Source organism: Nocardioides deserti, from assembly GCF_014266025.1.
Classification (GTDB): Bacteria; Actinomycetota; Actinomycetes; order Propionibacteriales; family Nocardioidaceae; genus Nocardioides; species Nocardioides deserti.
Map to the genome: position 1 here is coordinate 1 of NZ_JACMYC010000011.1, position 18,104 is coordinate 18,104.

The 18,104-nt window shown below is 74.0% G+C and carries 16 protein-coding genes; 10 read left to right on the plus strand and 6 right to left on the minus strand.

What is annotated here, in order from left to right; genetic code table 11:
- Nucleotides 1-123: 123 nt before the first annotated feature.
- Both H7344_RS15840 and H7344_RS15845 read right to left on the minus strand, forming a co-directional pair.
- Nucleotides 124-1,113, minus strand: a complete 990-nt coding sequence (locus H7344_RS15840; RefSeq protein ID WP_186346979.1) for a M28 family metallopeptidase — start codon at nt 1,111-1,113, stop codon at nt 124-126.
- 14 nt (nt 1,114-1,127) lie between these two features.
- Nucleotides 1,128-1,835, minus strand: coding sequence for an aspartate/glutamate racemase family protein (locus H7344_RS15845; RefSeq protein WP_186346980.1), 708 nt, complete (start codon nt 1,833-1,835; stop codon nt 1,128-1,130).
- 72 nt (nt 1,836-1,907) lie between these two features.
- Between H7344_RS15845 and H7344_RS15850 the strand changes: the two genes are divergently transcribed.
- From H7344_RS15850 to H7344_RS15870, 5 genes are all read left to right on the plus strand, one after another.
- On the plus strand, nt 1,908-2,801 hold the full coding sequence (locus tag H7344_RS15850; RefSeq protein WP_186346981.1) for a LysR family transcriptional regulator: 894 nt from the start codon (nt 1,908-1,910) through the stop codon (nt 2,799-2,801).
- 359 nt (nt 2,802-3,160) lie between these two features.
- Nucleotides 3,161-5,017, plus strand: a complete 1,857-nt coding sequence (gene dnaK / locus H7344_RS15855; protein WP_186346982.1) for a molecular chaperone DnaK — start codon at nt 3,161-3,163, stop codon at nt 5,015-5,017.
- Nucleotides 5,014-5,691, plus strand: coding sequence for a nucleotide exchange factor GrpE (locus H7344_RS15860; RefSeq protein WP_229707220.1), 678 nt, complete (start codon nt 5,014-5,016; stop codon nt 5,689-5,691). Before dnaK ends, H7344_RS15860 begins: the two co-directional genes overlap by 4 nt.
- Nucleotides 5,692-5,727: 36 nt before the next feature.
- Complete coding sequence (gene dnaJ / locus H7344_RS15865; RefSeq protein WP_186346983.1) at nt 5,728-6,921, plus strand: molecular chaperone DnaJ; 1,194 nt, start codon at nt 5,728-5,730, stop codon at nt 6,919-6,921.
- Nucleotides 6,922-7,047: 126 nt separating this feature from the next.
- Nucleotides 7,048-7,479 (plus strand): heat shock protein transcriptional repressor HspR, encoded by a 432-nt coding sequence (locus H7344_RS15870; RefSeq protein ID WP_186346984.1) that lies wholly within the window; start codon nt 7,048-7,050, stop codon nt 7,477-7,479.
- Nucleotides 7,480-7,586: 107 nt separating this feature from the next.
- Here H7344_RS15870 and H7344_RS15875 read toward each other — a convergent pair whose 3' ends face one another.
- From H7344_RS15875 to H7344_RS15885, 3 genes are read right to left on the minus strand one after another with little or no spacing between them, the layout of a single operon-like run.
- Nucleotides 7,587-9,101 carry an ATP-binding response regulator gene (locus tag H7344_RS15875; RefSeq protein WP_186346985.1) on the minus strand — a complete coding sequence of 505 codons (1,515 nt, stop codon included), beginning with the start codon at nt 9,099-9,101 and terminating at the stop codon, nt 7,587-7,589.
- Nucleotides 9,098-9,751 (minus strand): hypothetical protein, encoded by a 654-nt coding sequence (locus H7344_RS15880; protein WP_186346986.1) that lies wholly within the window; start codon nt 9,749-9,751, stop codon nt 9,098-9,100. The genes H7344_RS15875 and H7344_RS15880 overlap by 4 nt, the downstream gene beginning before the upstream one ends.
- On the minus strand, nt 9,748-10,521 hold the full coding sequence (locus H7344_RS15885) for a hypothetical protein (RefSeq protein WP_186346987.1): 774 nt from the start codon (nt 10,519-10,521) through the stop codon (nt 9,748-9,750). Before H7344_RS15885 ends, H7344_RS15880 begins: the two co-directional genes overlap by 4 nt.
- Before the next feature lie 270 nt (nt 10,522-10,791).
- Here H7344_RS15885 and clpB point away from each other — a divergent pair, with 270 nt between their 5' ends.
- The 3 genes from clpB to H7344_RS15900 are packed head-to-tail and all read left to right on the plus strand — an operon-like array spanning nt 10,792 to nt 15,253.
- Complete coding sequence (gene clpB / locus H7344_RS15890; protein ID WP_186346988.1) at nt 10,792-13,380, plus strand: ATP-dependent chaperone ClpB; 2,589 nt, start codon at nt 10,792-10,794, stop codon at nt 13,378-13,380.
- An 18-nt stretch (nt 13,381-13,398) separates the two neighbouring features.
- Nucleotides 13,399-14,520 (plus strand): hypothetical protein, encoded by a 1,122-nt coding sequence (locus tag H7344_RS15895; protein WP_186346989.1) that lies wholly within the window; start codon nt 13,399-13,401, stop codon nt 14,518-14,520.
- 46 nt (nt 14,521-14,566) lie between these two features.
- Nucleotides 14,567-15,253: a hypothetical protein gene (locus H7344_RS15900; protein WP_186346990.1), complete on the plus strand. Its 687-nt coding sequence runs from the start codon at nt 14,567-14,569 to the stop codon at nt 15,251-15,253.
- Between the two features lie 9 nt (nt 15,254-15,262).
- On the opposite strand, the gene H7344_RS15905 is transcribed toward H7344_RS15900, so the two are convergent.
- Entirely contained in the window at nt 15,263-16,441 is a 1,179-nt protein-coding gene (locus H7344_RS15905; RefSeq protein WP_268238561.1) for a pyridoxal phosphate-dependent aminotransferase, read from the minus strand.
- A 60-nt stretch (nt 16,442-16,501) separates the two neighbouring features.
- On the opposite strand from H7344_RS15905, the gene pyrE reads away from it, so the two are divergent.
- Nucleotides 16,502-17,050 carry an orotate phosphoribosyltransferase gene (gene pyrE, locus H7344_RS15910; protein WP_186346991.1) on the plus strand — a complete coding sequence of 183 codons (549 nt, stop codon included), beginning with the start codon at nt 16,502-16,504 and terminating at the stop codon, nt 17,048-17,050.
- Nucleotides 17,047-18,024, plus strand: a complete 978-nt coding sequence (locus tag H7344_RS15915) for a DUF368 domain-containing protein (protein ID WP_186346992.1) — start codon at nt 17,047-17,049, stop codon at nt 18,022-18,024. The genes pyrE and H7344_RS15915 overlap by 4 nt, the downstream gene beginning before the upstream one ends.
- The last annotated feature ends 80 nt before the right edge of the window (nt 18,025-18,104 follow it).

The window sequence follows — 18,104 nt, forward strand, 5'->3', positions numbered from 1 at the left end:
CGGGGCCGACAACCCCGAGCGGACAAGTCCTCACAAAGGCACGAAGCCAGTCAGTGCAAGAGTCACGCCCGCGGCTGCCAACCACAGCCCAGCACCATCAGGCTGCAGAGGGAAGCCTCACAGTCAGCGCAGCCAGGCCGCGACGGTCCGCGCGGTCCGGCGCAGCTGGTCGCGCGACACGACGGAGGGGACGTCGGCGGCGGAGTGGTACGCCGCGTAGGACGTGCTGCCCAGCCGCGCTCCCGGCAGGCCGGCCCGGACGAACGACCAGTGGTCGCTCGACCGCTGCTGGTTGTCCACGACCGTCGGCACGCCGGCGCGCTCGGCCGCCGCGAGCAGCTGCCGCTGGACCGGGTCGCCGTCCTCGGCGCTCCCCACCGGCAGCACCGACCCGACGCCGACCCGGTCGAGCGAGACCATGCCGTTGAGGCTGCCGCGCTCGGCGGTCGACAGCCCGGCGACGTACGCCCGTGAGCCGTAGTGGTGCTCGTCGTCGCTCGGCCCGCGCGGCTCCTCCGACCCGAACGCCACGAGCACGACCGGCATCCGTGCCTGCCGCCCGGCCAGCGCCTCGGCCACCGCCAGCAGGACGCCGACCCCCGAGGCGTTGTCCTCCGCGCCCGGCGCCTGGGGGACCGTGTCGAGGTGGGCCCCGACCAGCAGCCACGGCCGCCCGGGCCGGACCTCCCCGCGGGTCGCGACCACGTTGGTCGACCGCCCCGCCCGCACCGGCACGCCCCACGAGACGCCTGCCGGCGTCCGGAACGGCTGCTGCTCCACCGTCCAGCCGAGCTCCTCGAGGCGGCCCTGGACCCACCGCGCCGCACGGCGGTACGCCGGCGACGTGCCCGGCCGCGGGCCGATCCGGCCCGCGAGGTGCTCGACCGCGGCGACCGCCGTCGCTACCCGCACGTCGTCGGGGGAGACCCGCCGCACCGGCTCGGGCTCGGGCTCCGGGGTGCTGCTGGGCGTGGCCGACGCGGTCGGTGTGGTCGGCGCGGTCGGTGTGGTCGGCGTGGCCGGGGGAGCGCCGTCCGGCTCCGACCCCTCGCTGCAGGCGCCCAGCGCCAGGCACGCCACCAGCCCGACCGAGGCGATCGCGGACCGGCGCATGCCCCGATCGTGCCCTACGCGGGTGCGGGGTGGGGCCCGAGCGCGAGATCGACGAGCAGCGAGGCGTGGGCGACGGTGGAGTCGACGACGGGCAGGGGAGCGTCGTCCGGCCCGACGAGCAGGCCGATCTCGGTGCAGGCGAGCACCACCGCGTCGGCGCCGCGACCGCGCAGGTCGTCGATGACGGCGACGTACGCCGACCGCGACTCCGCCCGCACCACGCCGCGCGTCAGCTCGTCGAACACGACGCGGTCGACCATCGCCCGGTCGGGCTCGTCCGGCACGACGACCCCGATGCCGTGGGTGGCGAGGCGATCGGCGTAGAACGTCTCCTCCATCACCCACCGGGTGCCGAGCAGGCCGAGCGTCGTCCAGCCCTGGCGGGCGGCGACGGCCGCGACCGCGTCGGCGATGTGGACGGCCGGGACGGTGACGGCGTCGGCGAGTGCGGCGAAGTTCTTGTGCATGAGGTTCGTGCAGAGCCCGACGAGGTCGGCGCCGCCCGCCTCGCAGCGTCGGGCGGCGTCCGCGAGCAGGTCCCCGGAGGCGGCCCAGTCGCCGCGCTCCTGGCAGGCGCGGACCTCGGCGAAGTCCAGGGACTGCAGGGAGATCCGGGCCGAGGCGTGGCCGCCGAGCCGTGCGGCGACCTCCTCGTTGATGAGCCGGTAGTAGGTGGCGGTCGAGTGCCAGGACATGCCGCCGACGAGTCCGATGGTCTGCATGCGCACCAGCGTGGCGGCGCGACGCACCCAAGGGAATCCCCGTCCTCGTAGGGGTCGGCATAAGTTGTGCCTATGGCCCTCGATCCTCGCCGCCTGCTCCTCCTGCGCGACGTCGCGCGCGCCGGGTCGATCAGCGCCGCTGCCCGTGAGCTCGGCTGGACCCAGCCCGCGGTCAGCCAGCACCTCGCCCGCCTGGAGCGCGACGTGGGCGGGCCGCTCCTGCTGCGCGGACCGGCCGGCGTCGCCCCGACCGAGGCGGGCGAGGCGCTGCTGCGCCGGGCCGACGTGGTCGCGGCCGAGCTGCACGCGGCCGGGGAGGAGCTGGCCGCGCTGCACAGCCTGCGGGGCGGTCGGGTGCGGCTCGTGGCGTTCCCGTCGGCGGCCGCGACGCTCGTCCCCGACGCCGTCGGCGCGCTGGCCGCCGACCACCCGGGCGTCGAGGTCGGGTTGCAGGAGGGCGAGCCGCCAGAGGCGCTCGCCGCGGTCTCGGCGGGGGACGCCGACCTCGCGCTCGCCTTCGGGTACGACGGCCCGCCGGCCGGCCTCGGTGCGTTGGCCTGGCGACCGCTGCTCGAGGAGCCGGTGCACCTCGTGCTCCCGCCGGGCCGGCGCGGCCCCGGCCGTCGCGGACTGGCCGCGCTCGCCGACGCGGACTGGATCGGCGGCTGCGTGCGCTGCCGCACCCACCTGGTCGAGCGGTGTGCCGCGGCGGGCTTCGAGCCGGCGGTCCGGCACTCCAGCGACGACTACGTGGTCGTGCAGAACCTCGTCGCCCGCGGGCTCGGCGTGACGGTGCTCCCGGCGTCCGCGCTCGCGGCGTACCGTCATCCCGACGTCGCGGTCGTCGACCTCCCTGCCCTCGGTCGACGCCACGTCGGGCTCGTGCACCGACCCGGCGCCGACGCCGTGCCCGCGACCGCTGCGCTCGTCGCCCGGCTCGTGGCCCGGGCCTCCGCCGACGCCTGACGCCCTTGACGCCCTCCCCGCCCGCGGGACCGCTGCGGTCGTGTGCCCCACGACGCGGTCGGGCGCGCCCTCAGGCACACGACCCGCGCCCCGCCCGGCGACCCCGGGACCGCGACGACCGCAGGATCCAGCAGGAGTCGAAAGAAGTCGCTGGGCCCGGGAACAACTCCGCGAGACCTTCCGTTGAACCCAGCGAGCAAAGTTGAGTTGGACGGACTCAAGTTGTCTGCCAGACTCTGACCCAGACTTCCGGCGCCTCGCGTGCCGGTCCCCAGCACCACCCGAAGACATCCTCAGGCACACCCCAGACACACCCCAGACAGACAGCAGTTCACCCGAGCAAGCGGAGGTTGCATCCCATGGCACGTGCGGTCGGCATCGACCTCGGCACGACGAACAGCGTCGTGTCGGTCCTGGAGGGCGGCGAGCCCACCGTCATCGCGAACGCGGAAGGCGCCCGGACCACCCCGTCGGTCGTCGCGTTCGCCAAGTCCGGCGAGGTCCTCGTCGGTGAGGTCGCCAAGCGGCAGGCCGTCACCAACGTCGACCGCACCATCCGGTCGGTCAAGCGCCACATGGGCACCGACTGGAAGCAGAAGATCGACGACAAGGACTTCACCCCGCAGCAGATCAGCGCGTTCGTGCTGCAGAAGCTGAAGCGGGACGCGGAGGCCTACCTCGGCGAGCCGGTCACCGACGCGGTCATCACCGTGCCGGCGTACTTCTCCGACGCCCAGCGCCAGGCCACCAAGGAGGCCGGCGAGATCGCGGGCCTCAACGTCCAGCGCATCGTCAACGAGCCCACCGCGGCCGCGCTGGCCTACGGCCTCGACAAGGGCGACGACCAGCTGATCCTCGTCTTCGACCTCGGTGGCGGCACGTTCGACGTCTCGCTGCTGGAGATCGGCGAGGGCGTCGTCGAGGTCAAGGCGACCTCGGGCGACAACCACCTCGGCGGTGACGACTGGGACGCCCGCGTCGTCGAGTGGATGGTCACCAAGTTCAAGAACGCCAACGGCGTGGACCTGGCGGCCGACAAGATCGCCAAGCAGCGCCTCCAGGAGGCCGCGGAGAAGGCGAAGATCGAGCTCTCCTCCTCCTCGGAGACCACGATCCACCTGCCCTACATCACCCACGGCGAGTCCGGCCCGCTGCACTTCGAGGAGCGGCTGACCCGCAGCGAGTTCCAGAAGCTCACCGCCGACCTGCTCGAGCGCACGAAGAAGCCCTTCCAGCAGGTCCTCAAGGACGGCGGCGTCAGCGTCTCCACGATCGACCACGTGGTCCTCGTCGGCGGCTCGACCCGCATGCCGGCCGTGACCGAGGTCGTCAAGGAGCTGCTCGGCGGCAAGGAGCCCAACAAGGGCGTCAACCCCGACGAGGTCGTGGCGCTCGGCGCCGCGCTCCAGGCTGGTGTCCTCAAGGGCGAGGTCAAGGACGTCCTGCTGCTCGACGTCACCCCGCTGTCCCTCGGCATCGAGACCAAGGGCGGCGTGATGACCACGCTGATCGAGCGCAACACCACCATCCCGACCAAGCGCTCGGAGATCTTCACGACCGCCGACGACAACCAGCCGTCGGTCGAGATCAAGGTGGCCCAGGGCGAGCGCCAGATGTGGTCGCAGAACCAGCCGCTCGGCAACTTCGAGCTGACCGGGCTGCCCCCCGCTCCGCGAGGCGTGCCGAAGATCGAGGTCACCTTCGACATCGACGCCAACGGCATCGTCCACGTCACCGCGAAGGACCAGGCGTCGGGCAAGGAGCAGTCGATGACGATCTCCGGCGGCTCCGCGCTGAGCAAGGACGACATCGACCGGATGGTCCGTGAGGCCGAGCAGTACGCCGAGGAGGACGCCAAGCGTCGCGCCGCGGTCGAGGCCCGCAACCAGGCCGACCAGCTCGTCTACACGACCGAGAAGTTCCTCGCCGAGAACGGCGACAAGATCCCGGACGAGGTCAAGACCGAGGTCCAGGGCGACGTCGACGCGCTGAAGGCGATCCTGGAGAACTCCGAGGCCTCGGCCGAGGAGATCGAGGCCGGCGTCACCAAGCTCGGTGAGTCCAGCCAGAAGATGGGTGCGGCGATGTACGCCGCGGCCGAGGCCGACGCCTCCGCCGCCGGTGGCGCCGCGGGCGCGACCGGCGAGGCCGACGACGACATCGTCGACGCCGAGGTGGTCGACGAGACCGACGCCGGCGAGGGCGAGTCGAAGTGACCGACGCGCACAAGCAGCCCGAGCCCGAGGACATCAACGCCCCGCCGACGACCGACCCGATGACCGACGACCCGGTCGACCCGGTCACCGGCGACGCGGCCGGCCACGTGGACGAGGCGGGGGTCGCCGAGACCCCGACCGAGCCCGGGCCGGACCTGGCTCCCGAGGACGTCCACGACCAGCCCGCGGGGGAGACCCCCGGCGAGCCGGACCCGGCCCGGGACGAGCTGACCGTCACCCAGATGGAGCTCGCGGAGCGGACGGCCGACCTGCAGCGCCTGCAGGCCGAGTTCGTCAACTACAAGCGCCGCGTGGAGCGGGACCGCGAGCTGATCCGGGAGAACGCGACGTACGCCGCCCTCACCCCGATCATCGAGGTCCTCGACACCATCGACCGGGCCCGTGAGTCGGCGCAGCACTCCGGCGGCGAGCTCGAGGCCGGCTTCCAGGCGGTCGCCGACCAGCTCGAGCGGACCGTCGAGCGGCTGGGGCTGACCAAGTTCGGCACCCCCGGCGACGCGTTCGACCCGAGCCTGCACGAGGCGCTCAGCCACCTCGGCGAGGACGCCGAGGTCGAGGTGACCACGTGCAAGGTGGTCGCCAAGGCCGGCTACCGGATCGGCGACCGGGTGGTCCGCGCCGCCCAGGTCCTGGTCGTCGACCCGCCGCAGTAGCAGCAGCAACACCACGAGAACGGGAGGGAGGCGCGCGTGAGCACCGATGACGGCTTCCGGGCCGACTGGGCCCAGAAGGACTTCTACGCCGAGCTGGGCCTGAAGAAGGACGCGACGGCGGAGGAGATCAAGAAGGCCTACCGCAGGCTCGCGCGCGCCAACCACCCCGACTCCAACCCCGGTGACACCGCCAAGCACGAGAAGTTCAAGGCGGTGGCCGAGGCGTACGACGTCGTCGGCGACCCCGAGAAGCGCGCGAAGTACGACGAGATGCGGTCCCTCTACGGCTCCGGCGCCTTCCGCGGCGGGGGCGGCTTCGGCGGCGGTGGCTTCGGAGGCGGTGGCGCGGGCGGCTTCAACCTCGAGGACCTGCTGCGCGACCGGGCCGGCGGGGGCGGCGGGTTCGGCGACATGTTCGGCGACCTCTTCGGGGGCGGCGCCGGCGGACGCCGTACCCAGCAGGCGCGGCGCCCCGCGAAGGGCGCCGACGTCGAGACCACCGCGACGATCGGGTTCGTCGACGCGATCGAGGGCGTGACCGTCTCCCTGCGGATGTCCTCCGACGCGCCCTGCCCCGACTGCTCCGGCACCGGCGGCAAGCCCGGCACCAAGCCCAAGGTGTGCCCCGAGTGCGAGGGCGCTGGGTACGTCGTGGCATCGGCCGGCGGCGCGTTCGCCATCAACGAGACCTGCCCCCGCTGCGCCGGCCGGCAGCTGGTCTACGACGAGGCGTGCCCGACCTGCCACGGCAGCGGCCGCGGCACCTCGGCTCGCACGATCCAGGCCCGGATCCCCGCCGGCGTCAAGGACGGCCAGCGGATCCGGCTGCGCGGCAAGGGCGCGGCCGGCGAGAGCGGCGGCCCGGCCGGCGACCTCTACGTCACCGTCAAGGTCTCCCCGCACCGGATCTTCGGCCGCAAGGACGCCAACCTCACCCTCGACGTGCCGGTCTCCTTCGACGAGGCCGCGCTCGGGGCCGAGGTGAAGATTCCGACGCTGAACGGCGCCCCGGTCACCCTCCGGGTCCCGCCGGGCACCCCGAACGGCCGCACGTTCCGCGTGCGCGGCAAGGGCGCCCCGAAGCCGGACGGCACCAGGGGCGACCTGCTCGCGACCGTCGAGGTGCAGGTCCCGGCCGTGCTCGACGCGGCGGCGCGCGAGGCGGTCGAGGCCTACCGTGCGGCGATGGCGGGCAAGCCGCTGCGGGCCGGGTTGTTCGAGAGCGCCTGAGGGAGGCGGCCGTGGTTGACCGATTCTTCGCCCCGATCGACCCCGACTCCGCCGTGCAGTTCACCCCACGACGTTCTTCGCCTCCCCCGCTTCGCTCCTCCGTCGAACAACGCCGAGGGGGCCCCGATGTCTGAACGCATGTTCGCCCCGATCGACCCCGACTCCGCCGTGTATGTCATCAGCGTCGCGGCCGAGCTGACCGGCCTGCACCCGCAGACCCTGCGCACCTACGAGCGGCTCGGGCTGATCACCCCCGGCCGCACCGGCGGCGGCGGGCGGCGCTACTCCTCGCGCGACATCGAGCGGCTGCGCGAGATCGCCGCCCTGACCTCGGCCGGGATCGGTATCGAGGGGGTCCGGCGGATCATGGACCTGCAGAACCAGGTGCTCGCGCTGCAGTCGCGCAACGAGGAGCTCCACGCCGAGCTCGAGGCCACCCGCGACGCGCTGCGCCAGGCGCTGACCGCGCGGCGTACCGACGTCGTGGCCAACAAGCTGCCGGTCCTCCGCTCGCCGGACCCCACGGCCGCCGTCGTCGTCTGGCGCCGCGGTCGCTAGCCCGTCGACAGCTCTCCCGCCCGCCTCGTGCTGCTGAGCGTGCGCTGGGGCGCACAGGTGGCAGCACGAGGCGGGGGCCGGGAGGGTCTTGGAGCGGTCGGGGTCGGTCAGCAGGGGCGCAGGCTGATGGTGAAGACCGAGCCGCCGTAGGGGCCGGGGGCGTACGTCGCCCGGCCGCTCTGCGCCTCGGCGAGCGTGCGCACGACGTAGAGACCGAGGCCGGTGCCGGTCGCGACGGTGCCGTGTGCGCGGGTGAACTCGCGGAACAGCGAGCCGCGGAACTCCTCGGGCACCCCGTCGCCGGAGTCGACCACGTCGATGGAGACCAGGTCGCCGTCGGGCCGGACGTGGACGGTGTACGGCGCGGCGCCGTACTTGTGCGCGTTGCTCAGCAGGTTGGTGAGCATCTGCTCGAACCGCACCGGGTCGGCGCGCACCTGGCGGTCGTCGTCGATGCGGACCTCGACGTCGTAGCGGTCGGCGACCACCGACTCGACGACCGTGCGCGGGTCGACGGTCTGCAGGTCGATGCGCAGCGTGCCGCGCTGGATCTGCGCCGCGGTCAGGAGGTCGGCGGTGATGCTGTCGAGCATCCGTGCCTGCCGCGCGACCGAGGCCATCAGCCGGTCCCGCTGCTCGGCCTCGAGGTCGGCGCCGGACCAGCCGATGGTCTCCGCGATGCCGCAGATGACCGCGACCGGGCCACGGATCTCGTGGGCGGTGGTGGCGATCGCGCGGCGCAGCAGTCCCACGTCGTCGGAGGCGGAGTCGAGGTAGACCAGCACCGACCAGCCGGTGCGGCGCAGGGTCGCTCGGACCGCCCCGCCGGGCAGGACCACCTCGAAGGACGCGTCGTTGTCGAGGCGGTGGAAGGCGACCAGGCCGGCCAGCTGCGGCGCGGCCAGCGACAGCGGCGTGCCAGGCGCGCAGCGCTCGACGAGCAGCCGCTGGGCGACGGTGTTGGCGTAGACGACGCGGAAGAGCGGCTCGTCGGCCAGCTCGAGGACGCCGTACGGCGCCATCCCGAGCGCCTCCCACGACGACACGTGCGCGCCGACGGGCGGGTGCGCGGGCTCGCTGGTGTCGGCGGCGTGCACCGTCGGCCGTCGTGGCGGCTCCTCGTCGACGGTGAGCGTGTCCCCGCTCGGGTCGTCAGCGGTCATCTCGTCGGGCTCCTCGGAAGCGGTGCTCGGCGGTGCGGGGACCGCCGAGAGGGAGCGGGGCGCGCGCACCAGGCCTCCGGCCGCGACGTCGCGGACGTAGTCGAGGATCGAGGTGAGCGAGGCGCCCTTCTGCACGTAGCCGTCCGCGCCGGCGGCCATGGCGCGCGCGGACATCTGGGTGGCGCCGAAGCCCGAGAGCACCACGATCTTGGCCTGGGGGGCGAGGCGCCGGATGGTCGGCAGCGCCTCGAGGCCGTCCATGACGGGCATGGAGAGGTCGAGCAGGACGACGTCGGGGCGCTGCTCGCGGACGGCCTCGATGCCGGCGCGGCCGTCGCCGGCCTCGGCGACGACGTCGAAGCCGCCGCGGACGAGCGCGAGCCGGAGCAGCTCGCGCAGGTCGGCGGTGTCGTCGACGATCACCACCCGGCGCGGCTCGATCTCGGGTGCGGCGGTCATGGGGCGGGCCTCTCGGTGACAGGGGCGGTGACAGGGGCAGCGGCTGGGGCGGGTGCAGGCGCGGGTACAGGGGCGGGCGCGCTCACGTCGGCCGGCGCGCTGCGGGTCATGTCGACGTCGAAGTGCTGGCTGCCGAGCAGGTCGGTGATGATCCGGCTGGCGGAGTCGATCGAGGTGCTGAGTGCGTCGTGCGCCTTGGCGGTGTCGTCGAGGTCGAGCGCCATCTTCGCGACGACCATCCCCTGGAGGACGGTGTCGTTGAGCTCGAGCGCCTGCTGCTCGCGGCGGCGCAGGTCCTCGAAGAGCTGGGCGCCCTGCATGAGCGAGGCGTAGGTGCGGCGCAGCGACCAGTACCAGAGGCCGACGAGTGCGCCGACGACGTCGGAGATCGCGAGCGGCCAGCCCCAGGCGGTGCGCATCGCGTAGCCGGCGGCGACGTCGATGTCGAAGGTCGGCATCAGCATGTGCACCGAGTGCGCGCCGTGGTGGACCGCGCAGGACAGGAAGATCGCGGCGGTGGCCGCACCCAGGGGGTTGGACCGGAGCTGGTGGCTGCGCCACAGCGGCACGACGATCGCCACGCTGATGAACAGGTAGGCCACCATGATCACGGTGTTGCAGACCAGGCCGACGACCCAGGACTCGATCATGCGGGCACTCCGCTCGTGGACGTGAGGACGAGGAGCAGGACGGAGCCGACGAGGACGCCGCGGGCTGCGGGCCGCCAGGCCCGCCACGCGGCCGGCCGGGTCGCGGCGGAGCCGGTCGCCAGCAACGACGCGCAGGCCACGACGACCGCGACCTCCCAGCCGGCGGCGAGCACGTCCCACACCCCGAGCGGCTCGGAGCCGGCCCCGGGCAGCGGCAGCACCGGCAGCCGCGTGACCAGCCAGGCCGCCACGAGGCCGGCGTTGCCGACCAGCCCGAGCGTGACCACCGTGGTCGACGACGCCTGGAGCAGCCGGGCGGCCCAGGCCAGCTGGGCCAGCGAGCAGAGGGCGAACAGCGAGCCGAGCAGCGGCTGCCCGGACAGGTGGGCCGCGCCCACGGCCGCGTGCACCCCGGCGGCCGCCAGGCCGGCGGCCAGCGCGACGGGGACGGTGAGGGAGGCGGCGTACGACGGCCGCTCGGTCGACGTGCCCGGGTGCCCGGTGGTGCTGGGGAAGAACGGCGTGGCGGTGGGTACGCCGCTGGGCGCGCCGGCCAGCAGGTGCCACCGCACCTCGTGGACCCGCCGCTCGTGCTCGTCGCGCGGGCGCCGCGGCCCCGGGTCGACGAAGCGGGCCAGGCGCGGGGCGAACCTGTCGAGCAGCGACGGCAGCACCAGCGCCACCATCCCGGCGGTCCCGCCGAGGACGATGGTCCAGTGCACGCCGTGCGCGAGCAGGCTCGCCCCGCCGGCGGCCGTGTCGGCCGTCATCTGTTCCTCCCCCTGCCCCGGCCAGGCCGGGGTCCCCGCGACGCAATCTAGGACCGGGGTGCCGCCGCGCAGCCCCATCCGCGGCAAATGACCCGCCCGGACTAGGCAGCCCCCCGTTCGGCTGGGGTGGTTGGTCGCACCCACTCCGACCTGCGCAAAGAGATCGAAGTTGAGTGGAACAGACTCAACTCCTGGCGCGTTGTGCCCAGCGACGACCACACTGGTCCCCACTCAGGTCGCTAGACCACCGAGAAGCAGGAGATCCCACCCATGAGCCAGTTCGGTGCCGAGAAGTTCACGACCCGCAGCCGCGAGGCCATCGAGGCCGCGCAGCTCTCCGCCACCACCGCCGGCCACACGGCCACCGAGCCGATCCACCTGCTGGTCGCGCTGCTCCTCCAGGAGGGCGGCACCGCGGCGAACCTCGTCGGCAAGGCCGGCGTCGACGCGGCCGCCCTCGTGCGGACCGCGGCCACCGCGCGCGACCGGCTGCCTGCGGCCTCCGGCGCCACGGTCCAGCAGCCCGCGGCGTCCCCCGCGCTGACCCGGGTGCTGGCCGGCGCGCTCGACCTCGCCGCCTCGATGAAGGACGACTACGTCGCCTCCGAGCACCTGCTGATCTCGCTGGCCACCGTCGAGAGCAGCGCCCGCACCGTGCTGACCGAGGCGGGGCTGACCGCCGACGGGCTGCGCGAGTCGCTGACCGCCGTCCGCGGCAACCGGCGCGTGACGAGCCAGGACGCCGAGTCGACGTACGAGGCGCTCGAGAAGTACTCCGTCGACCTCACCCGGGCCGCCGAGGACGGCCGGCTCGACCCGGTCATCGGCCGCGACGCCGAGATCCGCCGTGTCGTGCAGGTGCTGTCCCGGCGCACCAAGAACAACCCCGTCCTCATCGGCGAGCCCGGCGTCGGCAAGACCGCCGTCGTCGAGGGCCTCGCCCAGCGTGTGGTCGCGGGCGACGTGCCGGACTCCCTCAAAGGCCGCCGCGTGCTGAGCCTCGACCTGGCTGCCATGGTGGCCGGCGCGAAGTACCGCGGCGAGTTCGAGGAGCGGCTCAAGGCCGTCCTCGAGGAGGTCAAGGACGCCGGCGGCCAGGTCATCACGTTCATCGACGAGCTGCACACGGTGGTCGGCGCGGGCGCCGGCGGCGACTCGGCGATGGACGCCGGCAACATGCTCAAGCCGATGCTGGCCCGCGGCGAGCTGCACATGATCGGCGCGACCACGCTCGACGAGTACCGCGAGCGGATCGAGAAGGACCCCGCCCTCGAGCGCCGCTTCCAGCAGGTCTTCGTCGGCGAGCCGAGCGTCGAGGACACCGTGCAGATCCTGCGCGGCATCCAGGAGAAGTACGAGGCGCACCACGGCGTCCGGATCACCGACGCCGCGCTCGTCGCCGCCGCCACCCTCAGCGACCGCTACATCCCCGGCCGCCAGCTGCCGGACAAGGCGATCGACCTCATCGACGAGGCCGCCAGCCGGCTGCGGATGGAGATCGAGTCCTCGCCCGAGGAGATCGACCAGCTCCGCCGCGCCGTCGAGCGGCTGAAGATGGAGGAGTTCGCGCTGGCGAAGGAGAGCGACGAGGCCTCCGCCGAGCGGCTCGAGCGGCTCCGCGCCGACCTCGCCGACCACGAGGAGGAGCTGCGCGCGCTCGAGGCCCGCTGGGAGGCCGAGAAGCAGTCGCTCGAGGGCGAGGGCGAGCTGCGCCGCCAGCTCGACCAGCTGCGGATCGAGGCCGAGCGGCTCCAGCGCGAGGGCGACCTCGGCAAGGCCAGCGAGATCCTCTACGGCCGGATCCCCGAGCTGGAGCGGCAGATCGAGTCCGCCGCTTCCGCGCAGACCTCGACCCTCGAGCCGCTCGTCGGCGAGGAGGTCGGCGCCGAGCAGGTCGCCGACGTCGTCGAGGCGTGGACCGGCATCCCGACCGGCCGGATGCTCGAGGGCGAGACCGCCAAGCTGCTGCGGATGGAGGAGGTCATCGGCGAGCGGCTGATCGGCCAGCGCGAGGCGGTGACCGCGGTGAGCGACGCCGTGCGCCGCTCCCGGGCCGGCATCGCCGACCCGAACCGGCCGACCGGCTCGTTCCTCTTCCTCGGCCCCACCGGCACGGGCAAGACCGAGCTGGCCAAGGCGCTCGCGGACTTCCTCTTCGACGACGACCGGGCGATCGTCCGCATCGACATGAGCGAGTACTCCGAGAAGCACGCGGTCTCGCGGCTGGTCGGAGCGCCTCCCGGCTACGTCGGCTACGACGAGGGCGGCCAGCTCACCGAGGCGGTCCGGCGCCGGCCGTACTCCGTCGTGCTGCTCGACGAGGTCGAGAAGGCGCACCCGGAGGTCTTCGACATCCTGCTCCAGGTGCTCGACGACGGCCGGCTCACCGACGGCCAGGGCCGCACGGTCGACTTCCGCAACACGCTGCTGATCCTCACCAGCAACCTCGGCTCGACCTACCTCGTCGACCCGACGCTGGACCCGGAGAAGAAGCGCGAGTCCGTGATGGCGGTCGTCCGCTCGTCGTTCAAGCCGGAGTTCCTCAACCGGCTCGACGAGATCGTCACCTTCGACGCACTGTCGCTCGCCGACCTGACCCGGATCGTCGACCTGCAGCTCGCGCTGCTCGAGCAGCGGCTGGCGGTGCGGCGCATCGCCGTCGAGGTCAGCCCGGCCGCCAAGTCCTGGCTGGCCGAGAAGGGCTGGGACCCGGCGTACGGCGCCCGTCCGCTGCGCCGGCTCATCCAGTCGGCCATCGGCGACCCGCTCGCGCGGATGCTCATCGGCGGCGAGGTCACCGACGGTGGCTCGGTCTCGGTCGACGTCGGCGGCGAGGGCCTGGAGCTGCGCGCGGGCTGACCTGGGAGACTGATCGGCATGAGCACGCAGCCGGTCCGTCCCCGCCAGGCGACGCTGTCGGCCTGGATGATCATGGTCGGCTCGGTGTTCGTCGTGCTCTCGGCCTTCGAGCGGGTCTCGGGGCTCACCAGCCTCGAGACCCGCGAGTCCGTCGAGGGCTTCCTCGCCGTCCCGCCCGGCGACGGGCTCGGGCTCGGCACCGCCGAGGTCCTGGACGCGCTGCGGGTGCTGACGATGACGGCCGCCGCCTGCGCGACGGCCGCCGCCGTGCTCGGCTACTACGTCCTCCAGCGCTCCCGCGGCGCGCGGCTGGCGCTGTCGGTGCTGGCGGTGCCGCTGTTCCTGACCGGCATGGCCGTCGGCGGGTTCGTCTCCGCGGTCGTGTCCGCCGCCGTGGTCGTGCTGTGGATGCAGCCGACGCGGGCCTGGTTCGACGGCACCGAGCCGCCGGCCCGGCCCGAGCGGGCACGTCCGGACCGGGACCGCTCGTCCGATTGGGGGTCGTCCGAAGCCTCGGAGCGGCGGGTGGAGGCGCCGGGCACCGCGTCGCCGCCGTCCGCGGAGGACCAGCCCGCCGGCGGGGCGTCGGAGCCGCGGGCGTGGCACGGGTTCGGCACGCCGGCGAGCGCCGACCGGCCCGAGGGCGCCCGGCACGCGGCGCAGTCCCGCTCGGGGCAGTCGCCGGCGGCGTACTCCTCGGCGAGTGGGGGCGCCCGCCCCTCGAGCCTGGTCTGGGCATGCGCGCTGACCTGGGCCGGCACCGGCCTGGCCGCCATCGGCATGGGCATGGTGGTGCTGGTGGTGCTGGTCGCGCCGGACTTCGTGCTCGACCAGCTGCGGCGCAACCCGCAGGTCGGCGACCGCGACCTGTCCGCGTCCACCCTGCGCGAGGCCGTCGTGGCCGCCGGGGTCGTCGTCGTGGTCTGGTCGGTGGTGGCCGCGGTGGTCGCCGGCTTCGCCTGGCGCGGCGCCGGCTGGGCCCGGCTGACCCTGGTCGTCTCGGCGTCGGTGGCCGCCGCCCTGTGCCTGGTGAGCGTGCTGAGCGGCAACGTCATCGTGCTCGTCCCGCTCGGCATCTGCGTCGCGACGTTGGTGCTGCTCGCCCGTCCGGACGCGCGGGCGTTCGCCGCGCGCCGCTGACCCGGGCGGCCGCCGGCCGTGGCGGGTGTCTGGAAGAGTGGTCCTCATGAGCGACTCTCCCTACGGACCTCCCCCGCCGAGCGAGAACCCCTACGGCCAGACGCCGGGGCAGCCGTCCTCCCCGTACGGCTCCGGCCCGGCCGGCGGCTCGCCCTACGGCTCCGGCCCCGCCGGCTCGCCCTACGGCGCCGGCCCCGGTGGCTACGGGCCGACCGGTGGCGGTGACCCGGACCGCCGGCCCGGCACCGTCACCGCGGCCGCCGTCATCACGCTCGTGTGCGCCGGCCTGTCCGCCCTGCTCTTCGGCCTCGCGACCGCCGCGCTGGCGGTGGCACGCGAGTCGTTCTCCGACGAGCTGCGCAGGGCGATCGAGGACGACCCGGCCTTCAACGGCACCGACATGCCGAGCGGCAACGAGCTGGCCACGATCTTCACCGTGGTCATGGCCGTGCTCTTCATCTGGTCCGTGATCGCCTGCGTGCTCGCGGTGCTGGTCATGCGCCGGTCCAACGTCGCCCGGATCTTGCTGGTCGTCAGCGCCGCCATCAGCGCCCTGCTCAGCCTGATCGGCATCCTGTCGGTCGTCTCCGCGGTGCCGTTCATCGCCTCGGTCGCCACGATCATCCTGCTCTTCGCCGGCGGCGCGGGCGACTGGTTCGCCCGCCGCGGCCAGCAGCCCGGTCAGCAGCCGGGCCAGCCGCTCCCGCCGGGCACCAGCCAGCCCTGGGGCTGACCCGCCGGCTCAGGCCCTGAGGTCGGCCTCGCGCAGCCGCGCGAGGCCGTCCTCGATGACCGACTCCTCCTTGCAGAACGCCCAGCGCACCAGGTGCCGCCCGGCCTCCAGGTCGTCGTGGAAAGCCACCGCCGGGATCGCGACCACGCCGGCCCGCTCGGGCAGGGCGAGGCAGAACTCCCGCCCGTCGCCCCAGCCGTACGCCGCCACGTCGGTGATCGCGAAGTAGGTGCCCTCCGGCACCCGCACGTCCATCCCCACCTCGGCCAGCCCCGCGCAGAGCAGGTCGCGGCGCCGGCGCAGGTCGCGGGCCAGCTCGCGGGGCCACTCCGGCTCCTCGTCGAGCGCCCGGGCGACCGCCGGCTGCAGCGGCGCGCCGGAGGTGAACGTCAGCCACTGCTTGGCACCCAGCAGGGCACCGACGAGCTCGCGCGGGCCGGTCGCCCAGCCGACCTTCCACCCGGTGAACGACCAGGACTTGCCGACGCTGGAGAGCGTCAGCGTCCGCTCGCGCATGCCCGGGAGGGTCGCGAGCGGCACGTGCTCGTGGCCGAAGGTGAGGTGCTCGTAGACCTCGTCGGTCACCACGACCAGGTCGTGCTCGATCGCGACCGCGGCGACCGCGGCGAGCTCGTCGCGGGTCAGCACGGTGCCGGTCGGGTTGTGCGGGGAGTTCAGCAGGATCAGCTTCGTGCGCGGGCCGACCGCCGCGCGGAGGCCGTCGGTGTCGAGACGGAAGTCCGGCGCGCGGAGCGTGACCGGGCGGCGTACTCCTCCGGCCATCTGGATCATCGCCAGGTAGGAGTCGTAGTAGGGCTCGAGCACGACCACCTCGTCGCCGGGGTCGACCAGGCCGAGCAGCGCGGCGGCGATGCCCTCGGTGGCGCCGGTGGTCACGACGACCTCGGTGTCCGCGTCGAGCTCGAGGCCGTAGTGCCGCTGCTGGTGGCGCGCCACCGCCTGCCGCAGCGCGGGGACGCCGGGGCCCGGGGCGTACTGGTTGCGCCCGCTGCGCAGCGCCGCGGCCGCCTCCTCGATGACCGACGCGGGCCCGTCGAGGTCGGGGAAGCCCTGCCCGAGGTTCACCGACCCGGTCCGCTGCGCGAGCGCGGACATCTCGGTGAAGATCGTCGGCGGGATGCCGGCCAGGCGGGCAGCAGTGCGGGCGGACGTCCGGGGAGTCACCACGCTCGCCAGGGTACGCAGCGTGGGGTACGCAGGCGGCCGGCCTGGGCGGCGTACGCGACAATGGCGCGCGTGACCACCACCGACGACTCGCTCGCCGCCGACATCGACGCCTGCTGCCGCCTCACGGGGACGTTCACGCTCCGGTCGGGCCAGGTGGCGCCGGAGTACTTCGACAAGTACCTCTTCGAGGCCGACCCGATCCTGCTGCAGCGGGTCGCGCGGGAGATGGTCCAGCTGCTGCCGCACGACACCGAGCTGGTCGGCGGCCTCGAGCTCGGCGGGGTGCCGCTCGCGACGTCGGTGAGCGGGATGACGGGGACGCCGGCGCTGTTCGTGCGCAAGAAGGCCAAGGAGTACGGCACCTGCAAGCTCGCCGAGGGCCCGGCCGTGTCGGGCCGGCGGGTCACCCTCGTCGAGGACGTCATCACCACCGGCGGCGCGGTGCGCGACGCGACGCTGGCGCTGCGCGAGGCCGGCGCCGTCGTGGAGGTCGTGGTCTGCGCGATCGACCGCAGCCCCGAGGGCGAGCAGCCGCTGGCCGACCTCGGGCTCGAGGTCCGCTCGGTGCTGACCAAGGCCGACCTCGACGCCGCGCGCGCGTCGGCATGACCGGGGCCGGGCAGGGCGACGGGGGCACCACCGTGGCGGTGCGCCGCTCGCCCCTGCTGCTGCCGCTGGACCTGCTCCGTGGGTTCCTGATCGGCATGGCCGAGCTGGTGCCGGGGGTCTCCGGTGGCACGGTCGCGCTCGTCACCGGCGTCTACGACCAGCTCATCGACTCGGCCTCCCACGTGCTGCGCGCCGGCACGTGCCTGGTCACCGGGCCGGACCGCCTCCGGACCGCCCGGGTCGAGCTGCGCCGCACCGACTGGCTGCTCATCGCGCCGGTCCTCGTCGGCATGGCAGCCGCCGTGCTGACGGTTGCCGGGCTGATGGAGTCCTTCGTCTCCGGCAGTCCCGAGCTGGCTCGCGGGCTCTTCCTGGGGCTGGTGTCGGTCTCGGTGCTGGTCCCGCTCCGGATGCTGCCGCCGGCCCACCGCTCGCGCACGTTCGACGTGCTGGCCGTGGTCGGCGCGGCCGTCCTCGCCTACCTCCTCGTCGGCCTCGCCGGGGGCGGCACCACGGCCGACCCCGCGCCGTACGTCGTGTTCGGGGCCGCCGCGGTGGCGATCTGCGCGCTGGTGGTCCCGGGCGTCTCGGGATCGTTCTTCCTGCTGGCCGTGGGGCTCTACGGCACGACCCTGGACGCGGTCCACGAGCGCGACCTCGGATACCTGGCGGTGTTCGCCCTCGGGGCGGCCGTCGGCCTCGGCTCGTTCGTCCGGCTCCTCAACCACCTGCTCGACCACCACCGGCGCACCACCCTGCTGGTGATGGCGGGGCTGATGATCGGGTCGCTGCGCGCCCTCTGGCCGTGGCAGTCCTCGCCGGCGGACGCCGACGGCGAGGTGCACGGGCCGGGTGCGCTGCTGGCGCCCTACGACCCGGTCGCCGGGCCGGTGCTGCTCGCGCTGGTCGGCGCGGCCGTGGTGGCCGTGCTGATCCTGGTCGAGGCGCGGCGGGAGCGTCGTACGGCCATGTAACGCGACGTCCGCCGCTCTGGCCGCACGCTGCAGCGTGCCGACAGAGCAGGGAACAGCGCGTTACATGCGGGCTGGGGCTT